A 19,291-nucleotide genomic window follows, 5' to 3' on the forward strand; every position below is an offset into this window, starting at 1 on the left:
GAAGCGATCAGTATTTTCATCGCCTCGCTCACCGTCGTCACGGTCGCGGGGCCTGTTTCCGCGCCCGAAAACTCTGCACCGCCTGCCATCTCGATCATCGCGACACCCTCGACTTCCGCTTTCGAGCGGAGCATCGACCTGCCCACCAGTACCCAGCCGAGTACCGCCTCCACAGCTCCGGTCCCCCCCCAATCGACCTTGAGCGTGACCAGAACGACTGGCGTTTCTCTGCTGCACGCTCTCACCGCGATGCCCCCCACCGCGGTGACCGACTACGTGGAGGAGAACCCCCAACTTCTCCGCGCACTGCTGGAGGCTCCCCCGGCCGCCACGCAGGTGAGCGGCTGGTGGGCAGGTCTTGATGACACGGCACGGCGGTCGATGACCGCGGTGGCCCCCGAACTGATCGGCAACCTCGACGGCATTCCCTACGCCGTGCGCAATGATGTGAACCGTCGAGAGCTGCGCTCGACGATCCGTGAGCTCGAACTACACGGGCTGGATGCTGGTCGAGCCGTCGCTGCCCAGAACCTGAACCGGCTGCAGATGCTCTACTCGATCGCCGACGCGCTCGGCCCGGCTGCGGCGAACCCCCCGCGTTCGCTGCTGACCCTCGACACCCTTGACGAGGGCAAGGCGACGATCGTGCTCGGCGACCTCGACACGGCCGACTACGTGAGCTACCTGATTCCGGGCATGTTCATCACCGTGAGCGGCAATGTCGTCGAGTGGACCGACACGGCTGCGCGCCTCTACGACGAGCAGGTGTCGTGGCTCTCACTGCTGGCCGAAGCCGGTGCTGCGACCGAGGTCGAGACCGTGGCGACCGTGGCGTGGATCGGTTACCAGACCCCTCACCTGCTCAACGTCGGCAGCCTCGACCTTGCCTATGAGGGGCGTGATGCGATCGCGGCCACGATCGACGGGCTGCAGACTCTGCGCGGTGACGATCAGCCGTTCGTCTCGCTGCTCGCCCACTCGTACGGCTCGACTGCGGCGCTCATGGCGCTCGAGCAGAGCACCACCGTCGATGCGCTCGCGATGATGGGGTCACCGGGTAGTCCGGCGCAGAGCATCCGCGACCTGAATGTGCGCGGCGAGGTCTTCGTGGCCGAGGCGGCGTGGGATCCGATTCCGAACAGTTCGTTTTTCGGCTCCGACCCCGGAGCGAGCGAGTACGGTGCGCAGGTCATGAGCGTGGCGGGAGCAGTCGACGTCATCACGAATCGGATGCTCGCCTCATCGATGGGCCACAACGAGTACTTCAGCCCGGGCACCGAGTCGATGCGCAACCTCGCGCTCATCGGCATCGACAAGGGCGAGCTCGTCACCGACGGCTCTCAGCGCGACGCCGGACGCACGCTCGCGCTGCTGCGCTGAGTGCTGCTGCGCTGACTTCTGGCTCCGGCGCGCTTGCCATGACTCCCGTTCGCCACGTGCACAGCGCTCCTCCGTTCGCGCGACATTCGTGGCTCGAACATGATCGAGCGTCGTTCGGCGCGCGCGCACTAGCCTGAGCGCATGCATCGCCGCACCCCTCTCGCCGTCGCGACCGTTCTCGGCGCGGTCGGGCTCGTGGTGGCCGGTCTGAGCGGATGCGCGGTGCAGCAGGCGACGCCCGTCACCGACGCCGAAGCGCACGATCGCTTTCTCGCTGCCCTCGACGACACGCAGGACATCGTGGGTGGCGACTGGGACGTGCTCGATGATCCGACACCGCGGGAGTGCGTGATTCCGCTCTGGGTGGCGGGCGAACGGTACCCCGCCCTGCGAGTGGGCGATGCGCCCGTTCTCGCCTCTGTTGCCGCCGATCGGGTCGAGTCGGCGTGGAACGACCAGGGCATGCGTGTCACCCGAACCGACATCGGTGATGTGATCGAGGTGAAGGGCGAGAGCGCCGAGGGCGAGCTGCTCGTGCTGCGGGTGAGCGAGAGTGCGAGCACTCTGCTGGGCGAGAGCGAGTGCCGCCCGCGCTGAGACGGGGGCGCCGGGTGCGAACAGGCTCGCGAGCAGGCACGTCAGCAGTCACGCCAGCAGGCACGTCAGCAGTCACGTTCGCCCGCATGAGCCCGCTTCTCGCCCTGCCCTTCGCGCGATGCGGGCCTCAGCCCTCGCGCTTCTCGCTCAGGGTGAACCGTACGAACACGTCGTCGCCTGTGAGCTCGAGACTCTCGCCGTCATCGCTCACCGCGACGCGGTCGACTGCCTCGAGGGCGCTGAAGTAGCGACTCTCGAGCTGGTTCTGGTCTTGCTCGAGGCAGCCCATCTCGGTGCGACTCAGGCCTCCGAGCCGCAGCGTGCCGCTGCCCGCCGCGCCCGGCCCCTCGATGACCGGCCCGCTGTAGACGTTGCCGCAGGGCGACCGGCCGCTCACCGAGTCGCCCTCGAATACGAGGGTTACCGGATTCGCACTGTCGACGAACACGCCGCCGGCGTCACTGCCGCCATCGAGCACCCACTCGCCTTGCAGCGCGGTGGTGCCGCTCGTGAGCCCCGAGCAGGCGGAGAGCATCGGGATGCTCACGGCGAGCATCCCGACCGCGAGAGTTCTGACGAGTCGACTGCGCACCATGGTGGCCCTCACTTTCTTGACAGAGATGTCTACTCTTCTCGACGCTCGAGCGGGGTGAAACGTTGGGGGCGGGCAGCGTGACGCGCGGCGGAGGTGGTTGCGGTGCGCTCAGTAGACTGGAGCATCCCCCGACGAAGGCCACTTGGGGCACCCCGTTGTCTGCGAACCGTCATGTCTGAGAGCTTTGATGTCTGAAATCACTCCCGAGCGCGTCGCGCATCTTGCGTCACTAGCGCGCATCGCCCTGACCGAGGCCGAGATCGAGCAGCTCACGGGCGAGCTCGGTGCGATCGTCGACGCTGTGGCGACAGTGCAGCAGGTCGCCGGTGACGATGTGCCCGCGACGAGTCACCCGATTCCGCTGGTCGGGGGCATGCGCCCCGACGAGATTGGCGAGACCCTCACGACTGAGCAGGCTCTGGCGGGGGCGCCCGACCACGACGGCAGCCGTTTTCGCGTCACGGCGATTCTGGGGGAGGAGCAGTGAGCGGCGGCACGGGCGCGACCACTGGCGGCACGGCCAGCAGCACTGGCGACCTCACGCGTCTCTCTGCTGCGCAACTCTCAGCCCACCTCACCGCAGGCGAGGTCTCGAGCGTCGAGGTCACGCAGGCTCATCTTGATCGCATCGCCGCGGTCGACGGTGATGTGCACGCCTTCTTGCACGTCAACGCTGCCGCGCTCGAGACGGCCGCGCAGGTCGACGCCGATCGTGCAGCCGGGGTCTCGCTGCCGGCGCTCGCCGGAGTGCCGATCGCCATCAAAGACGTGCTGTGCACGCTCGACATGCCGTCGACATCGGGCTCGAAGATTCTCGAGGGCTGGGTTCCGCCCTACGACGCCACAGTCGTCGCGCGACTGCGTGCGGCGCGCATGATTCCGCTCGGCAAGACCAACATGGACGAGTTCGCCATGGGGTCGAGCACCGAGCACTCGGCCTATGGTCCGACAAAGAACCCGTGGGATCTCACGCGCATTCCCGGCGGTTCGGGTGGCGGTTCGGCCGCGGCGGTCGCGGCTTTCGAAGCGCCGGTCGCACTCGGGAGTGACACCGGTGGCAGCATCCGTCAACCGGCTGCCGTCACCGGGTCGGTCGGCGTCAAGCCCACCTATGGTGGCGTCAGTCGTTATGGTGCGATCGCGCTTGCGTCGTCGCTCGATCAGGTCGGGCCGGTGTCGCGCTCGGTGTTGGATGCTGCGCTCGTGCACGACGTCATCGGTGGGCATGATCCGCGCGATGCGACGAGCATCCCGGAGAGTTGGCCCTCGATGGAGCAGGCGGCGCGTCGCGGTGCCTCGGGTGAGTCGCTCAAGGGATTGCGCGTCGGTGTCGTGACGCAGCTGCGCGGTGACAGCGGAGGCTTCCAGGCCGGCGTATCTCAGCGTTTCGCTGAAACCCTCGAGCTGCTGGCTGGTGCGGGTGCCGAGATCGTCGAGGTGTCGGCGCCGAACTTCGAGTACGCGATCGCGGCGTACTACCTGATTCTGCCGGCGGAGGCCTCGAGCAATCTGGCGAAGTTCGACTCGGTGCGGTTCGGCATGCGTGCTGATGTGACCGGAACGGTCGAAGACGTCATGGGTGCGACTCGTGAGGCCGGGTTCGGGCCCGAGGTAAAGCGCCGCATCATTCTGGGCACGTATGCGCTGTCGGCGGGCTACTACGACGCTTACTACGGCAGTGCGCAGAAGGTGCGCACGCTGATTCAGCGCGATTTTGCGTCGTGCTTCGAGCAGGCCGACATTCTGGTGTCGCCGAGTGCGCCGACTACGGCGTTTCGGTTCGGTGAGAAGATGGCTGACCCGCTGGCGATGTACCTCAACGATGTGACGACGATTCCGGCGAACTTGGCGGGAGTGCCCGGCATGGGTCTGCCTATGGGTCTGGCTCCTGAAGACGGGCTGCCGGTTGGCCTGCAGCTCATGGCGCCGGCGCGCGAGGATGCGCGCCTGTACGACGTGGGTGCGGGTATCGAGGCTCTGCTCGAGCAGCAGTGGGGTGGGCCGCTCTGGGCGAAGGCTCCGGCACTGGGCTAAGCGCACGGGGCTCACCCCGCGCGGGCGCGCTCGAGGGGCACGCTCTTACTGGGTGTGGGTATCGGTCTCTGCTCGGCGTCGATGTCGGGTGGCGGAATCACGTGCAGGTCTCCGTCGACCCGCGCGAACCGCCAGCCGTTGTTGTGCAGCAGCAGGTGGTGATGTCGACAGAGCAGTACTCCGTCGTGGAGGTCTGTCGAGCCGCCTGAGCTCCAGGGCACGATGTGGTGCGCTTCTGTCCAGGAGGGTGGCCGATCGCACCCGGGGAATCGACACCCGCCGTCGCGGGCGGCGAGGGCGATGCGCTGGCGTCGCGTGAACAGCCGCGACTCGCGGCCCAGGGCGATCACATCGCCGACCTCGTTGATGACGATCGGCACGACCCCGCTTGCACAGACATGACGTTCAGCTGTCGTGGTGCCGACCGGCTCGGTCTGCCCTTCGAAGAACCCGAGGCCACGGTGCTCGCGCAGGTCGCGCTCGGCCACGATCACTTGCACGGCCGGGGATCGCACGCCGATGACCTCAGTGGGTGCAACCTCGCCACCGAGACGGATCAGCTCGACTACTGCGTCGAGCGCGATCTGCGGCGTGGTGCGGGTGTCGGCGAGCATCCGCAAGGCGCGATCGTTCTCGTTTGCATCCAGCTCGTCAGAGCCCTGCTCGGAAGAAGTGACGAAGCGCGGGCCGTCTCGACGCGGTGAAGTCGCGGCATCGACGGCGTCGCGCACGAGCGCTGCCGATTCGGGGTCGAGGAGCGCGTTCAGCCGTGTCATGCCATCGGCTTGGCGCGTGAGGTGCAGGTATCGCCGGTCTCGCAGGGCGGCTTCACGGTCGTCGACGAGTTCAGACTCGGCCTCGAGGTCGAGCAACGCCCGCGCCTGTCGAGCACGAACCGCGAGCTGTTCGACCGTGAGCAGGGCCGACTCGGCGGCCAGTTGGGATGCGGTTCTCTCGAGGTGAGCTGGAGTGACACCGACGGTGGGCTGGCCCAGCCCTCGGCCGATGGCGTCGGCAGCCTCAACAGAGAGGCGCGCCTCGCCTACAGCTACGGCGAGCGGACGCAGCCAGGCGTTCTCGGAGGCGATCAGGTCGGTAGCCCCTGCAGGCAGGTCGGTGGTCGTCGCAGGGTCATCGGACCCGAGCAGGCCTTCAGCGCCCGCGAGCATCGACCCGACTCGCACCATCGCCCCGGCCTCACGCGCGCCGACCCCGGTGAGCCGCTGGATGAGGTTCTCGGGTGTGCGGCTACCGAGACGTTGCGCCAGCCCGTCGTGCCCGAGCGTGTGATGCGAGCGTCGGGCGATCTCGTCGGCGAGCACGGCGAGGTTGGAGTCGGTGCGCTGGCGCAGTTCGGCAAAATCACTGTGCAGCGTCATAAGCGCATCGTCGGGGAGGTGCGCGATGGTCGTGCGCTGCAGCAGCGCGAGTGCCGGCACCGCGAACGGCGAGTTGGCGGTATCGCGGCGGTCGTCGACAGTGCCGTCGTCGTCGACATCAGGGCTGTCGAACCCGGGGTTGTCGACCGCAGGGGTGTTGAACGCAGGCCGCTCGAGCACAGCAACAGACCCGCCCAGGGCCTGGGTTTCTGTGTTCGAAGAATGCATACCTGATTCTCTCGCACTATAGAACTGGTGTACAGATGTCGAGCAACACTCGTGGATAAGAACTTTCGAGGCGCGGTTGGGGAGGAGAGGCGGAGGCCGGGCGTGGCCGAGCGGACCAGGCAAGGGGGCAGCACGAGACCGCCGACAGGGCGTGGCCGAGCGGACCAGGCCAGGGGGCAGCACGAGACCGCCGATAGGGCGTGGCCGAGCGGACCAGGCCAGGGGGCAGCAGGAGGCGCCGAGAGGGCGAGGCCGAGCGTCCCAGGCGGCGGGGCAGAGGGGCGATGGCAGGGCGCACCAGTGCGGCGCCGTCAGGCCGCAGCCGAGCAGAGCGGGTCGTCGGTGCGATGAGCCTTCTGCGAGCATCCAGCCCCTGCAAGAATCAAGCACCATGCCCCGCCTGATCACCTTGCTCGCCTACACGGCGCTGCCGCTTATCGGCGTGCTGCTGCTCGGCTGGGACTGGCGCGAGATCGTGCTGCTCTACTGGCTCGAGAACATCAGCCTCGGCGTCGCGATGCTCATCAAGCTGCTGCGGTCGGCCGACGCGCCCGGCGGCGACGACCCCGAGGTCGTGGGCAACCTCACCATCAATGGCCGCCGAGTGCGCGGCCCCGGTGCCGGTCGAGCCCTCGCCGGCTTCTTCGCCCTGCACTACGGCATCTTCACCCTCGTGCACGGAATCTTCGTGGTGCTCATCATCGCGGGCGTGTTCGTGCCGGTCGACAGCGAGACTCCGGTGAACTGGTGGGGCGCCCTGCTCGTGTGGATCATCGGCGGCTCAGCCCAAGTGCTCGCCGCCCGGTTCGGCCCGCTGCCCGAGCAGCGCGGGTCGCGCCTCATGCTCAGCGCCTACGGCCGCATCATCTCGCTGCACGTGTCGGTCATCGTGGGCATCGTGCTCATCGCCGAGCTGCAGTGGCCCGCGGCCGCCGCCGTGCTGCTGATCGCGCTGCACGCCCTCATCGACGGGATCGGGTGGATGTTCTCCGCCGCCCGCGACCGCGCCCGATCGCGCGCGGCGCAGGGCACGGTGCCGCGCGGCTGAGGCTGGCGCCCGACCAAGGGCCAGCATCCGCGCCCATAAGATTGACCCCATGGCGCGCGCAGAACTCATGGACTTCGACAAGGCACTGGAACTCTTCGAGCCCGTGCTCGGCTTCGAGGTGCACGTCGAGCTCAGCACGAAGACGAAGATGTTCTCCGACGCGCCCAACCCCGCCCTCGCCGCGAATAACATCACCGACCCGAACACGGCGATCACGCCCGTGTGCCTCGGCCTGCCGGGCAGCCTGCCGGTCGTCAACGAGCAGGCCGTGCAGTTCGCCATCTCGCTCGGCCTCGCGCTCGGCTGCGAGATCGCGCCGAGCAGCACGTTCAGCCGCAAGAACTACTTCTACCCCGACCTCGCGAAGAACTACCAGATCAGCCAGTACGACGAGCCGATCGCCTTTGAGGGCAGCCTCGAGATCGAGCTGGAAGACGGCAGCCTCGTACAGGTTCCGATCGAGCGCGCCCACATGGAGGAAGATGCCGGCAAGCTGACGCACGTCGGCGGGTCGACGGGCCGCATCCAGGGCGCCGAATACAGCCTCGTCGACTACAACCGCGCCGGGGTTCCGCTCGTCGAGATCGTGACGAAGCCGATCTACGGCGCCGAGCACCGCGCCCCCGAGCTCGCGAAGGCCTACGTCAGCACCATCCGCGACATTGTGCGCGCCCTCGGCATCAGCGAGGCCCGCATGGAGCGCGGCAACCTGCGCTGCGACGCGAACGTCTCGCTGCGTCCGCGCGGCCAGAAAGAGCTGGGCACGCGCACCGAGACGAAGAACGTGAACTCGTTTAGGTCGGTCGAGCGCGCGGTGCGCTACGAGATCCAGCGCCAGGCGGCGATTCTCGCCAAGGGCGGAACCATTCAGCAAGAGACCCGCCACTGGCACGAAGACACCGGCACCACCTCACCCGGACGCGTCAAGAGCGACGCCGACGACTACCGCTACTTTCCCGAGCCCGACCTGCTACCGGTGGTGCCGTCGCCGGCGCTGATCGAGCAGCTTCGGGATGCTCTTCCTGAGCCCCCCGCGGCCCGACGCCGTCGTCTTCGCGAAGAGTGGGGCTTCACCGAGCTGGAGTTCCGCGACGTCGTGAACTCGGGGCTCCTGGTCGAGATCGCCGACACGGTCGCCGCCGGAGCCGCCCCCCAGCAGGCCCGCAAGTGGTGGACGGGCGAGATCGCCCGCATCGCGAATGCTCAGGATGCTGAGCCCGCGTCGCTCATCAGCTCAGTTCACGTGGCCGAGGTTGTGGCCCTGGTCGATTCAGGTGCGCTCAACGACCGCCTCGCTCGCCAGGTGGTCGAGGGTGTCATCGCGGGGGAGGGAACGCCGGCCGAGGTCGTCGCGGCTCGGGGCCTGGAGGTCGTCTCGGACGACGGTGCTCTCATCGCCGCGGTCGATGCGGCTCTGGCGCAGCAGCCCGACGTGCTGGAGAAGATCCGCGACGGCAAGGTGCAGGCCGCCGGAGCCGTGATCGGTGCCGTGATGAAGTCGATGGGCGGCAAGGCCGATGCGGCGCGCGTGCGCGAGCTGGTGCTGGAGCGGGCGCAGGCCTAGCCAGACATGGGCGAGCGGGCTTCCGCATGGCGTCGGCTCTTGGGTGTCTCGGCCGGCCTGCTGGCAGTGTGCGGGTTGCTCATCGCCCTCTTCTTGTGGGGGCCTCTCGCGCCTCGATTCGACGATGATCGCGAAATCATCGCCGGCTCCGTCGCGGTCGTAGGGCTGGTGACCGTCATCCTGATGCTCGTGATGCTTCGTCCTGGCAGCGGGTACCTGAGGAGGTTCGAAGCGCTCGATCACGCTCTCAGTGAGTTGGTTGGCGAACCGATGGTCTCTTTCGCGTGCCATGTCAGGTCCAATCCCACAGCAGATTCGGCGGTGCCCGGACTGAGGCGCTTGAGCAAGCGCTGGCCACCATTTCTGATGTTCGCAGTTGGGCCATCGGGCGTAGCCGTCGGTCGAGCCGGGCGAACTCCGCGGACAATGCTTCTCGCAGTCGAGGGCGACGAGGTTTGCTTCGAACGCGGCGAAGCAGGGGGCCTCTACCCCACACTGCTTCCCACCGACTACACGCCTCAAATCAAGGTGGCCATAAACCGAGACGACGAGGAGTTCGCAGTCAGCCTCGACGGCATGATCAAGGAGGGTGTCGGAGTTCGAGTGCGCGATGAAGCCGAGATACGTGAACTCATTGCTTCGCTGTCAGCGACATGGGCCAGTAAAGCCGCGAACGAGTGATGTGTGTCACCCGGCCGATGACTCCAGGTCGTCCTTGAAAACCGAGCCCTCATACTGGCGGCCGGTGCGGTCCTGACGCAGAAGCCCGACGTGCTGGAGAAGATCGGTGAGCGGGCGTGGGGCTCGATCTACGTCGCTGACTCGGCAGAGCTCGTCAACGAGGCTTCATTAACATCGAGCGCGGCGCACATTGAGCTCAGATGATCGGAGTCGATCACTTTCATTAGGTCGAAGACTGCTGTTAGGACCGTGACGGCTTCGGGCCGGGGAACGCCCCGGCTGGTGTCGGCTTCGCCGTTGTGCGAGTACTGGTGAAGGAAGCGCAAGATGCGCCGCTGGGTAGTCGGGTCAGCATTCTCGTTCGCCCGGGTCACTGAGCCCTCAAAGTTGTCGATGAGGTCCGGGTACTTGAAGGCGAAGAAATCCTCGAGCACCCGACGTGCGATGTTCGGAAGGATTGCTGCGGCATCGAGATCGCTCTCGATCGAAGGGTTGTTCCGGCAATCCTCCAATGTGTGTGCCAACCGCCAGAATAGGTAGTGATACTCGGACCTAATGCGTTTCTGGATCGCCGAGTCCGCTGGCCACTCAGTGATGACCGGGAGCCGTCGCGCGACGCCACCCATCGTGACGGCCCGTATCCGCATCTCAAAGAGAGCTGCCGGTCGAGTTCGACGCCATGGTTGACGTCGCTGTTGGAACTGATTGCTCCACATCCTGAAAAGGTCGAAGTTGTGAGTCAGAATGAAGACCTGGCGCGGAGTCGGGGCGTCCACGAGCCGGCCCCAAAGATGCGACGATGCGCCAACGAGCACGTTGCTGTCGAGACTCGATATCGGGTCGTCGATGACGACGGTTACGCGTCCCTGTTCGACTTCGTGGCCGTTGAGGCTGCACAGGAAGTAGAGGAGGGAGATTGCGGTGCGTTCGCCTTCGCTGAGGTGGCGTGCAGGCTCGCCACCTCGCTGAATCTCGTAGTGGTCCCCGTTGACAGCGAACCTCAACTCGTCGCGGCCGAGGAGATAGGCCAAGTCGGAGTTCAGCGACTCAGCTAGCGGCCGAGGGTCGAGTTCGGTGGTCGGAAGGGCGTCGCGCTCCTCGAGGAGTGTTGCCCTCTCCTCTGTGAGAGCCGCAAGAATCGCACCGTTCGTCTCGATTGTTGTCTGATAGCCGTCGTACTCTTCAGTGATCGAGACGATCCGCGAATGCTCGATCCGCTGCGCTGCCTCCGAGCGCATGGTCTCTAGAGACCCCACGCGGTTATTGTGCTCATCGACCAGCTTCTCCGCAGCAGCGAGGTCGGGAGACTCGTAAGGGGGTAGTGCCCCGACCGGGAGCGCAGAGAAGAGGCGCTCACTCTTCTCAGTCGCGAGACTCTCCAGCGCTGCGGCATAGGCCACATAGAGTTCAAGTGCTTCATCGGCCGCTTCGCGCGCACGGCCGTAGTCCGCTCGGAATGACTCGAAAAGAAGGTTCGTCGCCGGCAGCTCAGCGATGGAGGTTCGCGCGCTCTGAACCGCGGCCGAGATTTCGGATCTGAAGGCGGCGAGGTCGGCCTGAAGCGCAATAAGGCTGGCATCGAAATGGCGATCCAGATCCGCCCTTCGCCCTGCGGTTAACTCGTTCATGCAGAAGTAACAGGTCGTGGCATGCTCGTGAAGTGGCAAGCCCGACTGTACCCAACGCTCTGCTTGAGGGTTGTTCGCGAGTTCGGGTATCGGCGCCGAAGTGACCGTTCGAGCCCTGAGCTGCTCAAGGCGGTTCGACAATGCTGACAGATCGACGATCGTTGATGGTTCGAGCGGTACCTCACTCATCGGCGACGCTGTGACAGTCTTCAAGTCTTCTTCGACATCGGAAGACTGTCCGCTGGCGAGCGCGGCGCGGTCGACCAGGAGAGCTTTCACCTCCGGAGCCCGGTAGGAGCGTGCTGCGTAGCGCCCGCCGACCAACTGCAGTTCTTGCGCGATTTGCGACGCAGTGCGAGTCGCCAGTTGGTTCTGACTGGTCTGGGCTTGGTCGCGCTGACGCCCAGCGACGTCCTGCTCGGTGCTGATGGCATCAAGTCGACTTTGGATCGCTTCTTGTCGAGCCTCCGCTTCGATCTGTCGTTCGCCGAGAGTCAAGAGCGCGCTCGCATCTGGACCGCTCGACTCGTCGAACCGAATATTGCGTGCGACGTAAGCGCGGTTGAACACGCGGACGTTCGGCCAGAAAAAGTCATCGACGGCAGAGAGTGTGCGGGGAGAATCGGCGGCGTCGAGGATCTCTACGCGGACGTTGCCGATTTCAGTTGGGTTCTGCACGACATGGTCGAAGAGCGATGCGAACGTGGACTTGCCTGACCCGTTCAAGCCATAGATGAGATTGACGGTCACGAACTCGACACCCGAGGACCACGCCTTCATTGCGCGGAAGTCTTCTACGCGGACGATTTTCTTAAGCATGTAGATGGCTCCCGATCCTCATCGTGCCCCTTGGACGTGGGACACCTTCATCTGCACATGGGTCATCTTCATCGCCACCCTGTCCCCGATCCACCGTCGTGGCCAATCTCTCACGTTGTCCGCTGGCTCGAGGTGGCGCCAACCCACAACCCGTCGCGGGCGCGAGTCATGCCGACATACAACTCCCGCCGCTCGATCTCCCGCCGTTCGAGCGCGCCCTCGTCGAGCCCGGTAGCAGCCGGGGAGAGCAACGACCCATCGACCCGCGCCAGCAGCACCTGCTTGAACTCGAGGCCCTTGGCGCGCTTGATCGTTCCGACCTTGATCGACGGGGCGCTGAGGCCCGCGTAGCTCTCGAGCTCGATGACGTCGAACCCGGCAGCGCGCAGCGCGGTGACCATGGCGAGAGCATCCCGATTCGTCGCCGTCAGCACGCCGATGTCGCCGGGGTCGACGCCTGACGCGACGAGCGTGCGCACCTGCGACACGAGCGCCCCATCATGCTCGGCGACAGACTTGAACGACGCGAGCACGGGCGACGGGCCCGTTCGGGGAACATCGAGCGCAGCATCCGCCCGCCCCGGCCCGCCCTCGATGTCGACGAACTCGTCGCCCTCGACGACGGCCGCTGCGAACGCCGCGATCTCGCGGGTGTTGCGGTAGTTGGTCGAGAGCACGACTCCGCGGCCGGCGACCGAGATGCCCGCCTCGGCGAGCGAGTAGCCGCCCGGATAGATGGTCTGCTGGCCGTCGCCGATGAGCGTGAGGCCGTCGGGGCGGTCGCCGACGATCGCGTGCAGCATGCGCAGCATCGCGCACGACAGGTCTTGCGCCTCGTCGATGATGACGTGGTCGACGCCCTGCATCGGGGTCTCGCGCAGGGAGGCTTCGGCGCGCAGCACCAGGTCTTCGAAGTCGACGAGCCCGCGGTCGCGCAGTGCCGCCTCGTACGCCTGGAACAGCTCCCACACCGCGCGCCGCTGCTCGACCCGTAGCGGGCGACGCCGACCGGCTCGCGGCAGGTTGGCGTACTGTTCGAACGTCGTGAGTCCGCGACCCTTGATGACCGACGCGATCTCGTCGCGCCAGTAGCGCGGGTTCGCATCGATCGCGAACAGCGGCCCGCGGCGCCCGACCGTGCCCCACGCAAAGTTGAACGCCTGCGTCACCGCCGTGAAGTCGAGGCTCACCCGCTGCCCACGCTCGCGCAGCACCCGCATCGCGAACGCGTGCACTCCCGTGAACTCGACGCGCTCAACAGTCTCGGGGGCGAGCCGGTGCAGCAGTGTGCCGAGTACCGCCGGCAACGTTTTCACGAACGTCGTCACGATGACGCGGCCCGTCGTGCCGCGCGCCAGGTATGCCGCCCGATGCAGCCCGACGACCGTCTTGCCGGTTCCCGCGGCGCCGCGAATGCGCGCGGGGCCCGAGAAGCTGCGCCGCACGAGCTTCGCCTGCTCGGGGTGCAGAAAGGCCATCCACTCCTCGATCGGGGCGGCGAGCATCCCGGCCAGGAACGTGTCGGCCACCTCGTCGACGGTCAGCAGGGCGGGCTCGTCGAGCACCGGGTCGGGCACGCTCAGGTCGAGCGGCACCGGCTCGTCGCCCAGCACCGGAAAGTGCTGGATGACCGCGCCGAGCACGACATTCTGCTGGCGCTCGGTCAGGCGCCTGCCGAACCCGTTGATGAACGCGGATGCCCTCCGCTCGCCGACCACCACCAGGCCGCCCAGGCTCGCGAGCGGCACCGGGTCCATGGCGGAACCCGCGAGCACCACGACCACCCGCACTTCACCCGGAGCGAGCCCCAGCTCGACGAGCGCCGCCTCGGTGCTCACGCCCACGTCGGCGAGCCCCGCGAGGTCGTCGGTGACGTCGGCCTGCCCGCGGAAGACGCGGCCTCCCGCCACGGTCACATCGCGCCAGCCCTTCGTGTCGACGACGAAGACGCCGCCGGGCCCGACAAGCACGTGGTCGATCTGGGCGCGGCTGCCGCGCCGGGCGCCGGGCCAGCCTCTGTCGTGCAGAAAGGTGTAGCCACACGCGGTCAAGGGCGCGAGCGTGCCGGCCACCTGCCGCTCGGTGCGGTGGCCGATCAGCCACCGTTCGGCTTCGGCTCTGGCCAGAGCGGCCCGCTCGTCGAACGCGTCAGCGAGCGCGACGAGGCGCGCGGCTTCGACGCCCGCCGACCTGCCCGCCTCGCTCATGCCGCCCCCCGGCTGCCGCTCGGCCGCGCTGGTGCGCAGAAATGCGAGCCTCCCTCCAGTCTGTCGGTCACGGGCGTGCAGCGGCACCCCCTGTGCGGGGGCGTCATTGGAACAGGGTGAGCGTCCGTCTCGCGCCTGGGTTGGTGCGCTCACCGGTGTTTAGCCCCCAGGCCCGCGCAACTCGCGCTCCATCCCGTCGACAAGTCGGCGTGCGTACTTCACCAGGCCGCGAGCGACGGCAGGCGACACGAGCCGAGGGCTGTACTGCACGCCTGACTTCGCCGCGATGAGCCGCCTGAAGTCGCGCGCGTAGTTCTCGCCACTCGGGCTGACGGTGGCGAGCATCCCCACCGCTTCAGCGTGATCGTCACTTGACGAACGTTGCTTGAGCGCGACACCGCAGATCGCATCGGCTGCCGCGATTCCGGCGAGCACGGCCAGCGACGACACGACGGTCGAGACGGCTTCGTCGCCGATCTCGTCGGCGAACTCGGTGACGATCTCGGCGGCGCTGACGAATCCGCGGGCATGCTTGGCCCGGGCGAGTGAGTCTGCTCGAGACATCGGGGTCGTGCGAGGGGTCAGGGGCTCGCCTTTCGGAGGAGGTCTCGCACGTCGGGGCCGCAGACCATACGCAGGTCTGCCTCCCACGACGCGACGAGCGGATCGCTCGCGGCGACCATGCGCCGCACCTGCGGGCGAGTGACGGCGATGAGCTGGGGGTTGTTGCCGGTGAACTGTGCCAGGTCGTCACGAACTCGGTCGAGAGCATCCACAACCTCACCAGGCTCCGTGTCAGTCACGATGAGCAGGTCGATGTCGCTCGAGGGCGTCGAATCTCCTCGGGCGACGGATCCGAAGAGCGCGCATGACACCTCGTCGGCCAGGTGTCGTTCAACTGATTCGCGGATGCGCTGCTCGACTCGCACGGAACTGCCCAGAATCTCGGCGAGCGGTGGCCACAGCACGTGCTCGCGATTGAGGGTGTAAGTCGTGGCGTGGCTGCTGCGTCGAGCGGTGACGAGCCCGATCTCGACGAGTGCCTGCAGCTCGCGGTGTGTCGAGCTTGGGGCGAGCCCGTCCGCGAGCCGTGCGACCTCTCGGCCCGAGGCTGGCTCAGAGGTTCGGGCGAGCGCGGCCATGACGCGTGCTCGAATTGGGCCGAGCAGGTCGGCGCCGGGCGTGCTGAGGTCCATACGCCTAGTGTCCCAGAAACGGAACGAATGTTCCAGAAGCGGTACATTACATCCCTGGCTGACGAACTGTTCACATCGCCGGGCGACGAGAGTGAGTCGAATCGCAGCGTTCACTTCCGCAATGTTTTCAGATAAAGTGAACAAGTATGAGCAGTGAACATATCGTCGCGACGACTCCGCTCGTCGACCGCTGCCTCGATCGCCTCTGCGAGTACGGCCTGACATCCACGGTGCTCAGTGAAGCGCCCGACGGCAGCATCCGCGTGCGCCTTCAGGGCAGAGCCGTCACACAAGGCGTGACGCTTGCGCCCCACCGTGAACTCACCCTTACAGGGCTCCTTCGCGACGGAGCGGATCTCGACGCCCACCACACGATTCGCATCGGCGAGCGTGTGTCGACGCGCGCGGCAGACGCCTTGCGCTCCCGCCGCGTCAACTTCGTCGATGCGGCCGGCAATGCCTACATCGACCTTGACGACTGGTACATCGACGTGCGGGGCCGGCGCACCGACACACAGGCCCACGAGGCGCCTCCGCTCCGCACGCCGCGCAACGCGTTCAGCACCAAGCGCGCGCAAGTGATCTTCGCGATTCTGCAGTGGGAGGGTCTGCAGGAGGCGGATGTGAGAACGATCGCGCAGGTCGCCGGAACCTCAGTGGGTCTTGCGCATCGCACTCTTACCGAACTGCGTCACGAAGTAGAGTTGTGGCCGAGTTCACCGGAGTCGTGCGAGCGCCTACTCTCGGCCTGGCTCGCCGCTTACCCCACAGGCCTCGGCGCGGCGCACCAGTTGGGACGCTTTCGCACCCCTGACGTGAGGGCCATCAGCGGCGCCGTGAACGTGAGCGGCGACCCGGCCGTGCCGCACCTTCTGAGGCCCAGCGAAGCCATCGTCTATGTCGACGAACTCACGGCCGATCTGGTGGCTCGCAACCGTTGGGTGCGTGACGTGAACGGCAACATCACCGTCAAGAAGCGATTTTGGCGGAACCCCGATGCCACAGAGGTGGCCGAGCCGTCGCTGGCCCCCACGTTGCTCGTTCTCGCCGACTTGTCGTCATCACCCGACCCCCGTCGCCGCGAAGCAGCGTCGGCGCTGCGCGCTACACACGCACTATGAACGTCGCCCTCGACCTCACGACCCCGCTCGGTGTAGTACTCGCCGAGATGGATGCTGTGCTCGAGCATCCCGTCGATCTGCTCGCTATTGGCGCTGAGGCCCGCGACATCCTTGCCTCCCAGCTGAGCCCCGACCTGCGTCTTGTCGCGACCACCGACGTCGACTTGGTGCTCGCGGTCGACGACTGGCGCCAGTATGCAGACACCTTCGCCGGACTCACCCCCTTCGGGCCGAGAGGGATGATGTTCACCGTCGCTGGGGTCAGAGTCGACATCATTCCGTTCGGGCCGGTCGAAGACCCGCCGGGCTCGATTCGTCCTCCGTGGATGAACGAGCCCTTCAGTGTCGGAGCGTTGCGACCGGTGTTCGACACCGCCACGCCCATGACCCTTCCCGAAGCCTGGCGACTGACGTGCCGAGTGCCGACGGTTGCTGGTTTCGCCGCCCTGAAGCTGCACGCCTGGCTTGAGCGCTCAGCTCTGGGTGAGACGAAAGACGCGGGAGACTTCGGCGTCGCCCTGGCGTGGTTCGTGAGCGATGCGACAACGATGGAGCGACTGGCGTTGCAGCATTCGCATCTTGTGCGCGCACCCGAGTTCGATCTGCACGCGGCCGCAGGCCACCTGTTGGGCCGAGACATCGCTGAACTGCTCGGCCCCGGGCTCGCGACCGAGCTGCATACCCGGTGGAGTCATGACTCGCGGGCGCACATGGCCCGACTGCTGTCTTCGCGTGGGCTCCGCGGAGCGACCGGAGTGGGCAACGAGTCTTACGCTGGCGCGTTGCTCACGCGCGTCGCGGAAGGGCTGAGCGACGGCACCGGTGGCGGCGCTACGCTGACATCATGACCGAGCGCCTGCACCGCCTCGCCCTTGTGGGCAGCGTTGCGATGCTCATCGCCGTCGCGTTCGGCCAGCCGAGCACGCTCGCGACCGCGACGGTGCTCACCACCACGGTGCTGCTCGCCGGTATCGCCCTCATCGCGCTGCAGGCAGTGCGCGCTCCAGCGCTAGGAGCCATCACCGTCGGCTCACGCGCCCGAGCGCACCGCGAGTCGCTCGCCGTGCAGGCCCAGCCCTCGCACCCCACCACCGCCGGTCGACCCCTCTCGCGGGCTCCCGGCGCGGCGGCCTCGGCCGCCTAACCGCGCACACGCGCACACGCTCCGTCACCGGTCCACCCCGGAACCGACGGATGCGGCGGCCAGACCCCCCGCATCCCTTCGACTTCTGGAGACCCTCCATGGACTTCACGACCCTGCCCATCATCGGACCCCTCGTGCAGCTCGGCGCCGTTGGCCTGCACCGGTTCATCGACCTGCTCGAGCCACTCGTCGGCTCAGGCGCAGCCGCGCTCGCTGTCGTGCTCATCACGCACGCCGTGCGCATCCTGCTCATTCCGCTCGACATTCGCCTCGTGCGGGCGGAAGGCGCACGCCGACGCCTTGCGCCGCCCCTCGCCGAACTGCGCCGCCGCTGGAAGAAACGCCCCGAAGAACTGCAGCGCCGCACGATGCAGCTGTACAAGAACTCCGGGGTCTCGCCCGTCGCCGGCTTCGGCAGCATGCTCGCGCAAGCCCCCATCGTCTCGGTGCTCTACCTCGTGCTCGCGAGCCCCGCGATCAACGGCGACCCGAATCCCCTGCGAACAGAGACACTGCTCGGAGTCGGCTTCGGCGAACCGCTCGGCGCCGCCCTCTTCACCGGCACACCGGGCGCGTTCGCGCTGGTCGCCATCATCACGGTCGTGCTCGTCGGGGCCGGGATGCTCCTGCGCGCGTCTATGCGAAAGCTCCAGCGGGGCGTCCCGCAAGCAGAACTCCCGCCCGCGATGACGAGCCTCATGGGCATCCTGCCCTTCGTCACGATCATCCCCGCGCTGATCGTGCCGTTCGGGGCCGCGATCTACCTCGCGGTCAGCAGTCTGTGGAGCGCGATCGAGCGCCCGGTGCTGCGACGGATGCTCTGGACCGACACCGAATGGCGCCCCGAGTAGATTCGAGGAAGTAGCAGCGATTGCGCGAGAGGGGAGCGGCCTCATGGCCTGGAGCACCCGCGAACTCGCCGACCTCGCCGGCACGACGGTCAACACCGTGCGCCACTACCACCGGCTCGGGCTGCTCGACGAGCCAGAGCGCCGCGTCAACGGCTACAAGCAGTACGGCGTGCGCGATCTCGTGTGCCTGCTGCGCATTCGACGGCTCGTCGACCTCGGGGTGCCGCTCGCGCAGATCGGCGACGTCAGTGGCGGCGCGACCGATCGCGAGCTGCTCGGCACTCTGGACGCCGAACTCGGCGCGCAGATCGACCGCCTGACGAAGGCGAGAGAGGAACTCGCCGCGATCGTGCGCGACGATGCTCCGGCCGACTCGCCGGCAGGTTTCAGTTCCGTGGCCTCGCAATTGTCAGAGGCCGACAACTCGATCTTGCACGTGTTCGGCCGACTGTATGACTCCGACGCCCTGACTGACATTCAGCGCATGGTCGAAGACGACCTCGCCACGAATCCGGTGAGTGGTGAAGTCGACGCGCTCGCCCCCGACGCCGATGACGCCACCCGCCAGCGTCTCAGTGAAGCGATGGCGCCGTTCTTGGCGCGGCAGATGCGTGAATACCCCTGGCTGAGCGAACCCGGCGCTCAGATGGTCGGCCGCCCCGCCGACACGGGGCAGACCATCGCCGACGCGATGGTCGAGCTCTACAACCCAGCGCAACTCGACGTGTTCGTTCGAGCCGGGGTGCTCGCTCGCGAACTCCTCGCGAAAGAAGAAGACACCTCTTGACTGTGTTCTGAGAACACAGTTTCTACTGTCTT

Annotated in this window: 18 protein-coding genes; 12 read left to right on the plus strand and 6 right to left on the minus strand. The window is 66.9% G+C overall.

Annotation, left to right across the window (positions count from 1 at the left end):
* The first annotated feature begins 204 nt into the window (after nucleotides 1-204).
* On the plus strand, nucleotides 205-1,380 hold the full coding sequence (locus tag KL788_RS13335; protein WP_293172699.1) for an alpha/beta hydrolase: 1,176 nt from the start codon (nucleotides 205-207) through the stop codon (nucleotides 1,378-1,380).
* Between the two features lie 141 nt (nucleotides 1,381-1,521).
* On the plus strand, nucleotides 1,522-1,977 hold the full coding sequence (locus KL788_RS13340; protein WP_293172702.1) for a hypothetical protein: 456 nt from the start codon (nucleotides 1,522-1,524) through the stop codon (nucleotides 1,975-1,977).
* A gap of 127 nt (nucleotides 1,978-2,104) precedes the next feature.
* Here KL788_RS13340 and KL788_RS13345 read toward each other — a convergent pair whose 3' ends face one another.
* Nucleotides 2,105-2,572, minus strand: coding sequence for an META domain-containing protein (locus KL788_RS13345; RefSeq protein ID WP_293172705.1), 468 nt, complete (start codon nucleotides 2,570-2,572; stop codon nucleotides 2,105-2,107).
* A gap of 187 nt (nucleotides 2,573-2,759) precedes the next feature.
* Between KL788_RS13345 and gatC the strand changes: the two genes are divergently transcribed.
* The gene (gene gatC / locus KL788_RS13350) at nucleotides 2,760-3,059 is read left to right on the plus strand and encodes an Asp-tRNA(Asn)/Glu-tRNA(Gln) amidotransferase subunit GatC (protein ID WP_293172708.1); all 300 of its coding nucleotides are present in this window, start codon (nucleotides 2,760-2,762) and stop codon (nucleotides 3,057-3,059) included.
* Nucleotides 3,056-4,606, plus strand: coding sequence for an Asp-tRNA(Asn)/Glu-tRNA(Gln) amidotransferase subunit GatA (gene gatA / locus KL788_RS13355; protein WP_293172711.1), 1,551 nt, complete (start codon nucleotides 3,056-3,058; stop codon nucleotides 4,604-4,606). The genes gatC and gatA overlap by 4 nt, the downstream gene beginning before the upstream one ends.
* Nucleotides 4,607-4,617: 11 nt before the next feature.
* Here the strand turns inward: gatA and KL788_RS13360 are convergent, their stop codons facing one another.
* Complete coding sequence (locus KL788_RS13360; protein WP_293172713.1) at nucleotides 4,618-6,213, minus strand: HNH endonuclease signature motif containing protein; 1,596 nt, start codon at nucleotides 6,211-6,213, stop codon at nucleotides 4,618-4,620.
* Between the two features lie 151 nt (nucleotides 6,214-6,364).
* Here KL788_RS13360 and KL788_RS13365 point away from each other — a divergent pair, with 151 nt between their 5' ends.
* Genes KL788_RS13365 through KL788_RS13375 form a run of 3 tightly spaced genes read left to right on the plus strand, consistent with a single transcriptional unit; the run spans nucleotide 6,365 to nucleotide 9,506 of the window.
* Nucleotides 6,365-7,261, plus strand: a complete 897-nt coding sequence (locus KL788_RS13365) for a DUF6498-containing protein (RefSeq protein ID WP_293172716.1) — start codon at nucleotides 6,365-6,367, stop codon at nucleotides 7,259-7,261.
* 49 nt (nucleotides 7,262-7,310) lie between these two features.
* Complete coding sequence (gene gatB, locus KL788_RS13370; protein WP_293172719.1) at nucleotides 7,311-8,825, plus strand: Asp-tRNA(Asn)/Glu-tRNA(Gln) amidotransferase subunit GatB; 1,515 nt, start codon at nucleotides 7,311-7,313, stop codon at nucleotides 8,823-8,825.
* Between the two features lie 6 nt (nucleotides 8,826-8,831).
* Nucleotides 8,832-9,506: a hypothetical protein gene (locus tag KL788_RS13375; RefSeq protein ID WP_293172722.1), complete on the plus strand. Its 675-nt coding sequence runs from the start codon at nucleotides 8,832-8,834 to the stop codon at nucleotides 9,504-9,506.
* Nucleotides 9,507-9,634: 128 nt separating this feature from the next.
* On the opposite strand, the gene KL788_RS13380 is transcribed toward KL788_RS13375, so the two are convergent.
* The 4 genes from KL788_RS13380 to KL788_RS13395 all read right to left on the minus strand — a co-directional run bounded on the left by KL788_RS13380 (nucleotide 9,635) and on the right by KL788_RS13395 (nucleotide 15,356).
* Nucleotides 9,635-11,953 (minus strand): AAA family ATPase, encoded by a 2,319-nt coding sequence (locus KL788_RS13380; RefSeq protein ID WP_293172725.1) that lies wholly within the window; start codon nucleotides 11,951-11,953, stop codon nucleotides 9,635-9,637.
* 110 nt (nucleotides 11,954-12,063) lie between these two features.
* Entirely contained in the window at nucleotides 12,064-14,160 is a 2,097-nt protein-coding gene (locus KL788_RS13385) for a UvrD-helicase domain-containing protein (RefSeq protein WP_293172728.1), read from the minus strand.
* 159 nt (nucleotides 14,161-14,319) lie between these two features.
* Complete coding sequence (locus KL788_RS13390) at nucleotides 14,320-14,724, minus strand: hypothetical protein (protein WP_293172731.1); 405 nt, start codon at nucleotides 14,722-14,724, stop codon at nucleotides 14,320-14,322.
* Nucleotides 14,725-14,741: 17 nt separating this feature from the next.
* A complete protein-coding gene (locus KL788_RS13395; RefSeq protein WP_293172734.1) occupies nucleotides 14,742-15,356 on the minus strand; it encodes a nucleotidyltransferase domain-containing protein in 615 nt (204 codons plus the stop codon).
* A gap of 146 nt (nucleotides 15,357-15,502) precedes the next feature.
* Here KL788_RS13395 and KL788_RS13400 point away from each other — a divergent pair, with 146 nt between their 5' ends.
* From KL788_RS13400 to KL788_RS13420, 5 genes are all read left to right on the plus strand, one after another.
* On the plus strand, nucleotides 15,503-16,477 hold the full coding sequence (locus tag KL788_RS13400; RefSeq protein WP_293172737.1) for a type IV toxin-antitoxin system AbiEi family antitoxin: 975 nt from the start codon (nucleotides 15,503-15,505) through the stop codon (nucleotides 16,475-16,477).
* Nucleotides 16,474-17,325, plus strand: a complete 852-nt coding sequence (locus KL788_RS13405; protein ID WP_293172740.1) for a hypothetical protein — start codon at nucleotides 16,474-16,476, stop codon at nucleotides 17,323-17,325. Before KL788_RS13400 ends, KL788_RS13405 begins: the two co-directional genes overlap by 4 nt.
* Complete coding sequence (locus KL788_RS13410; protein WP_293172743.1) at nucleotides 17,322-17,621, plus strand: hypothetical protein; 300 nt, start codon at nucleotides 17,322-17,324, stop codon at nucleotides 17,619-17,621. Before KL788_RS13405 ends, KL788_RS13410 begins: the two co-directional genes overlap by 4 nt.
* 98 nt (nucleotides 17,622-17,719) lie before the next feature.
* Complete coding sequence (locus KL788_RS13415) at nucleotides 17,720-18,472, plus strand: YidC/Oxa1 family membrane protein insertase (RefSeq protein WP_293172746.1); 753 nt, start codon at nucleotides 17,720-17,722, stop codon at nucleotides 18,470-18,472.
* 43 nt (nucleotides 18,473-18,515) lie between these two features.
* The gene (locus KL788_RS13420) at nucleotides 18,516-19,259 is read left to right on the plus strand and encodes a MerR family transcriptional regulator (RefSeq protein WP_293172748.1); all 744 of its coding nucleotides are present in this window, start codon (nucleotides 18,516-18,518) and stop codon (nucleotides 19,257-19,259) included.
* Nucleotides 19,260-19,291: the final 32 nt, after the last annotated feature.

The organism is Microcella sp., from assembly GCF_019739195.1.
Classification (GTDB): Bacteria; Actinomycetota; Actinomycetes; order Actinomycetales; family Microbacteriaceae; genus Microcella.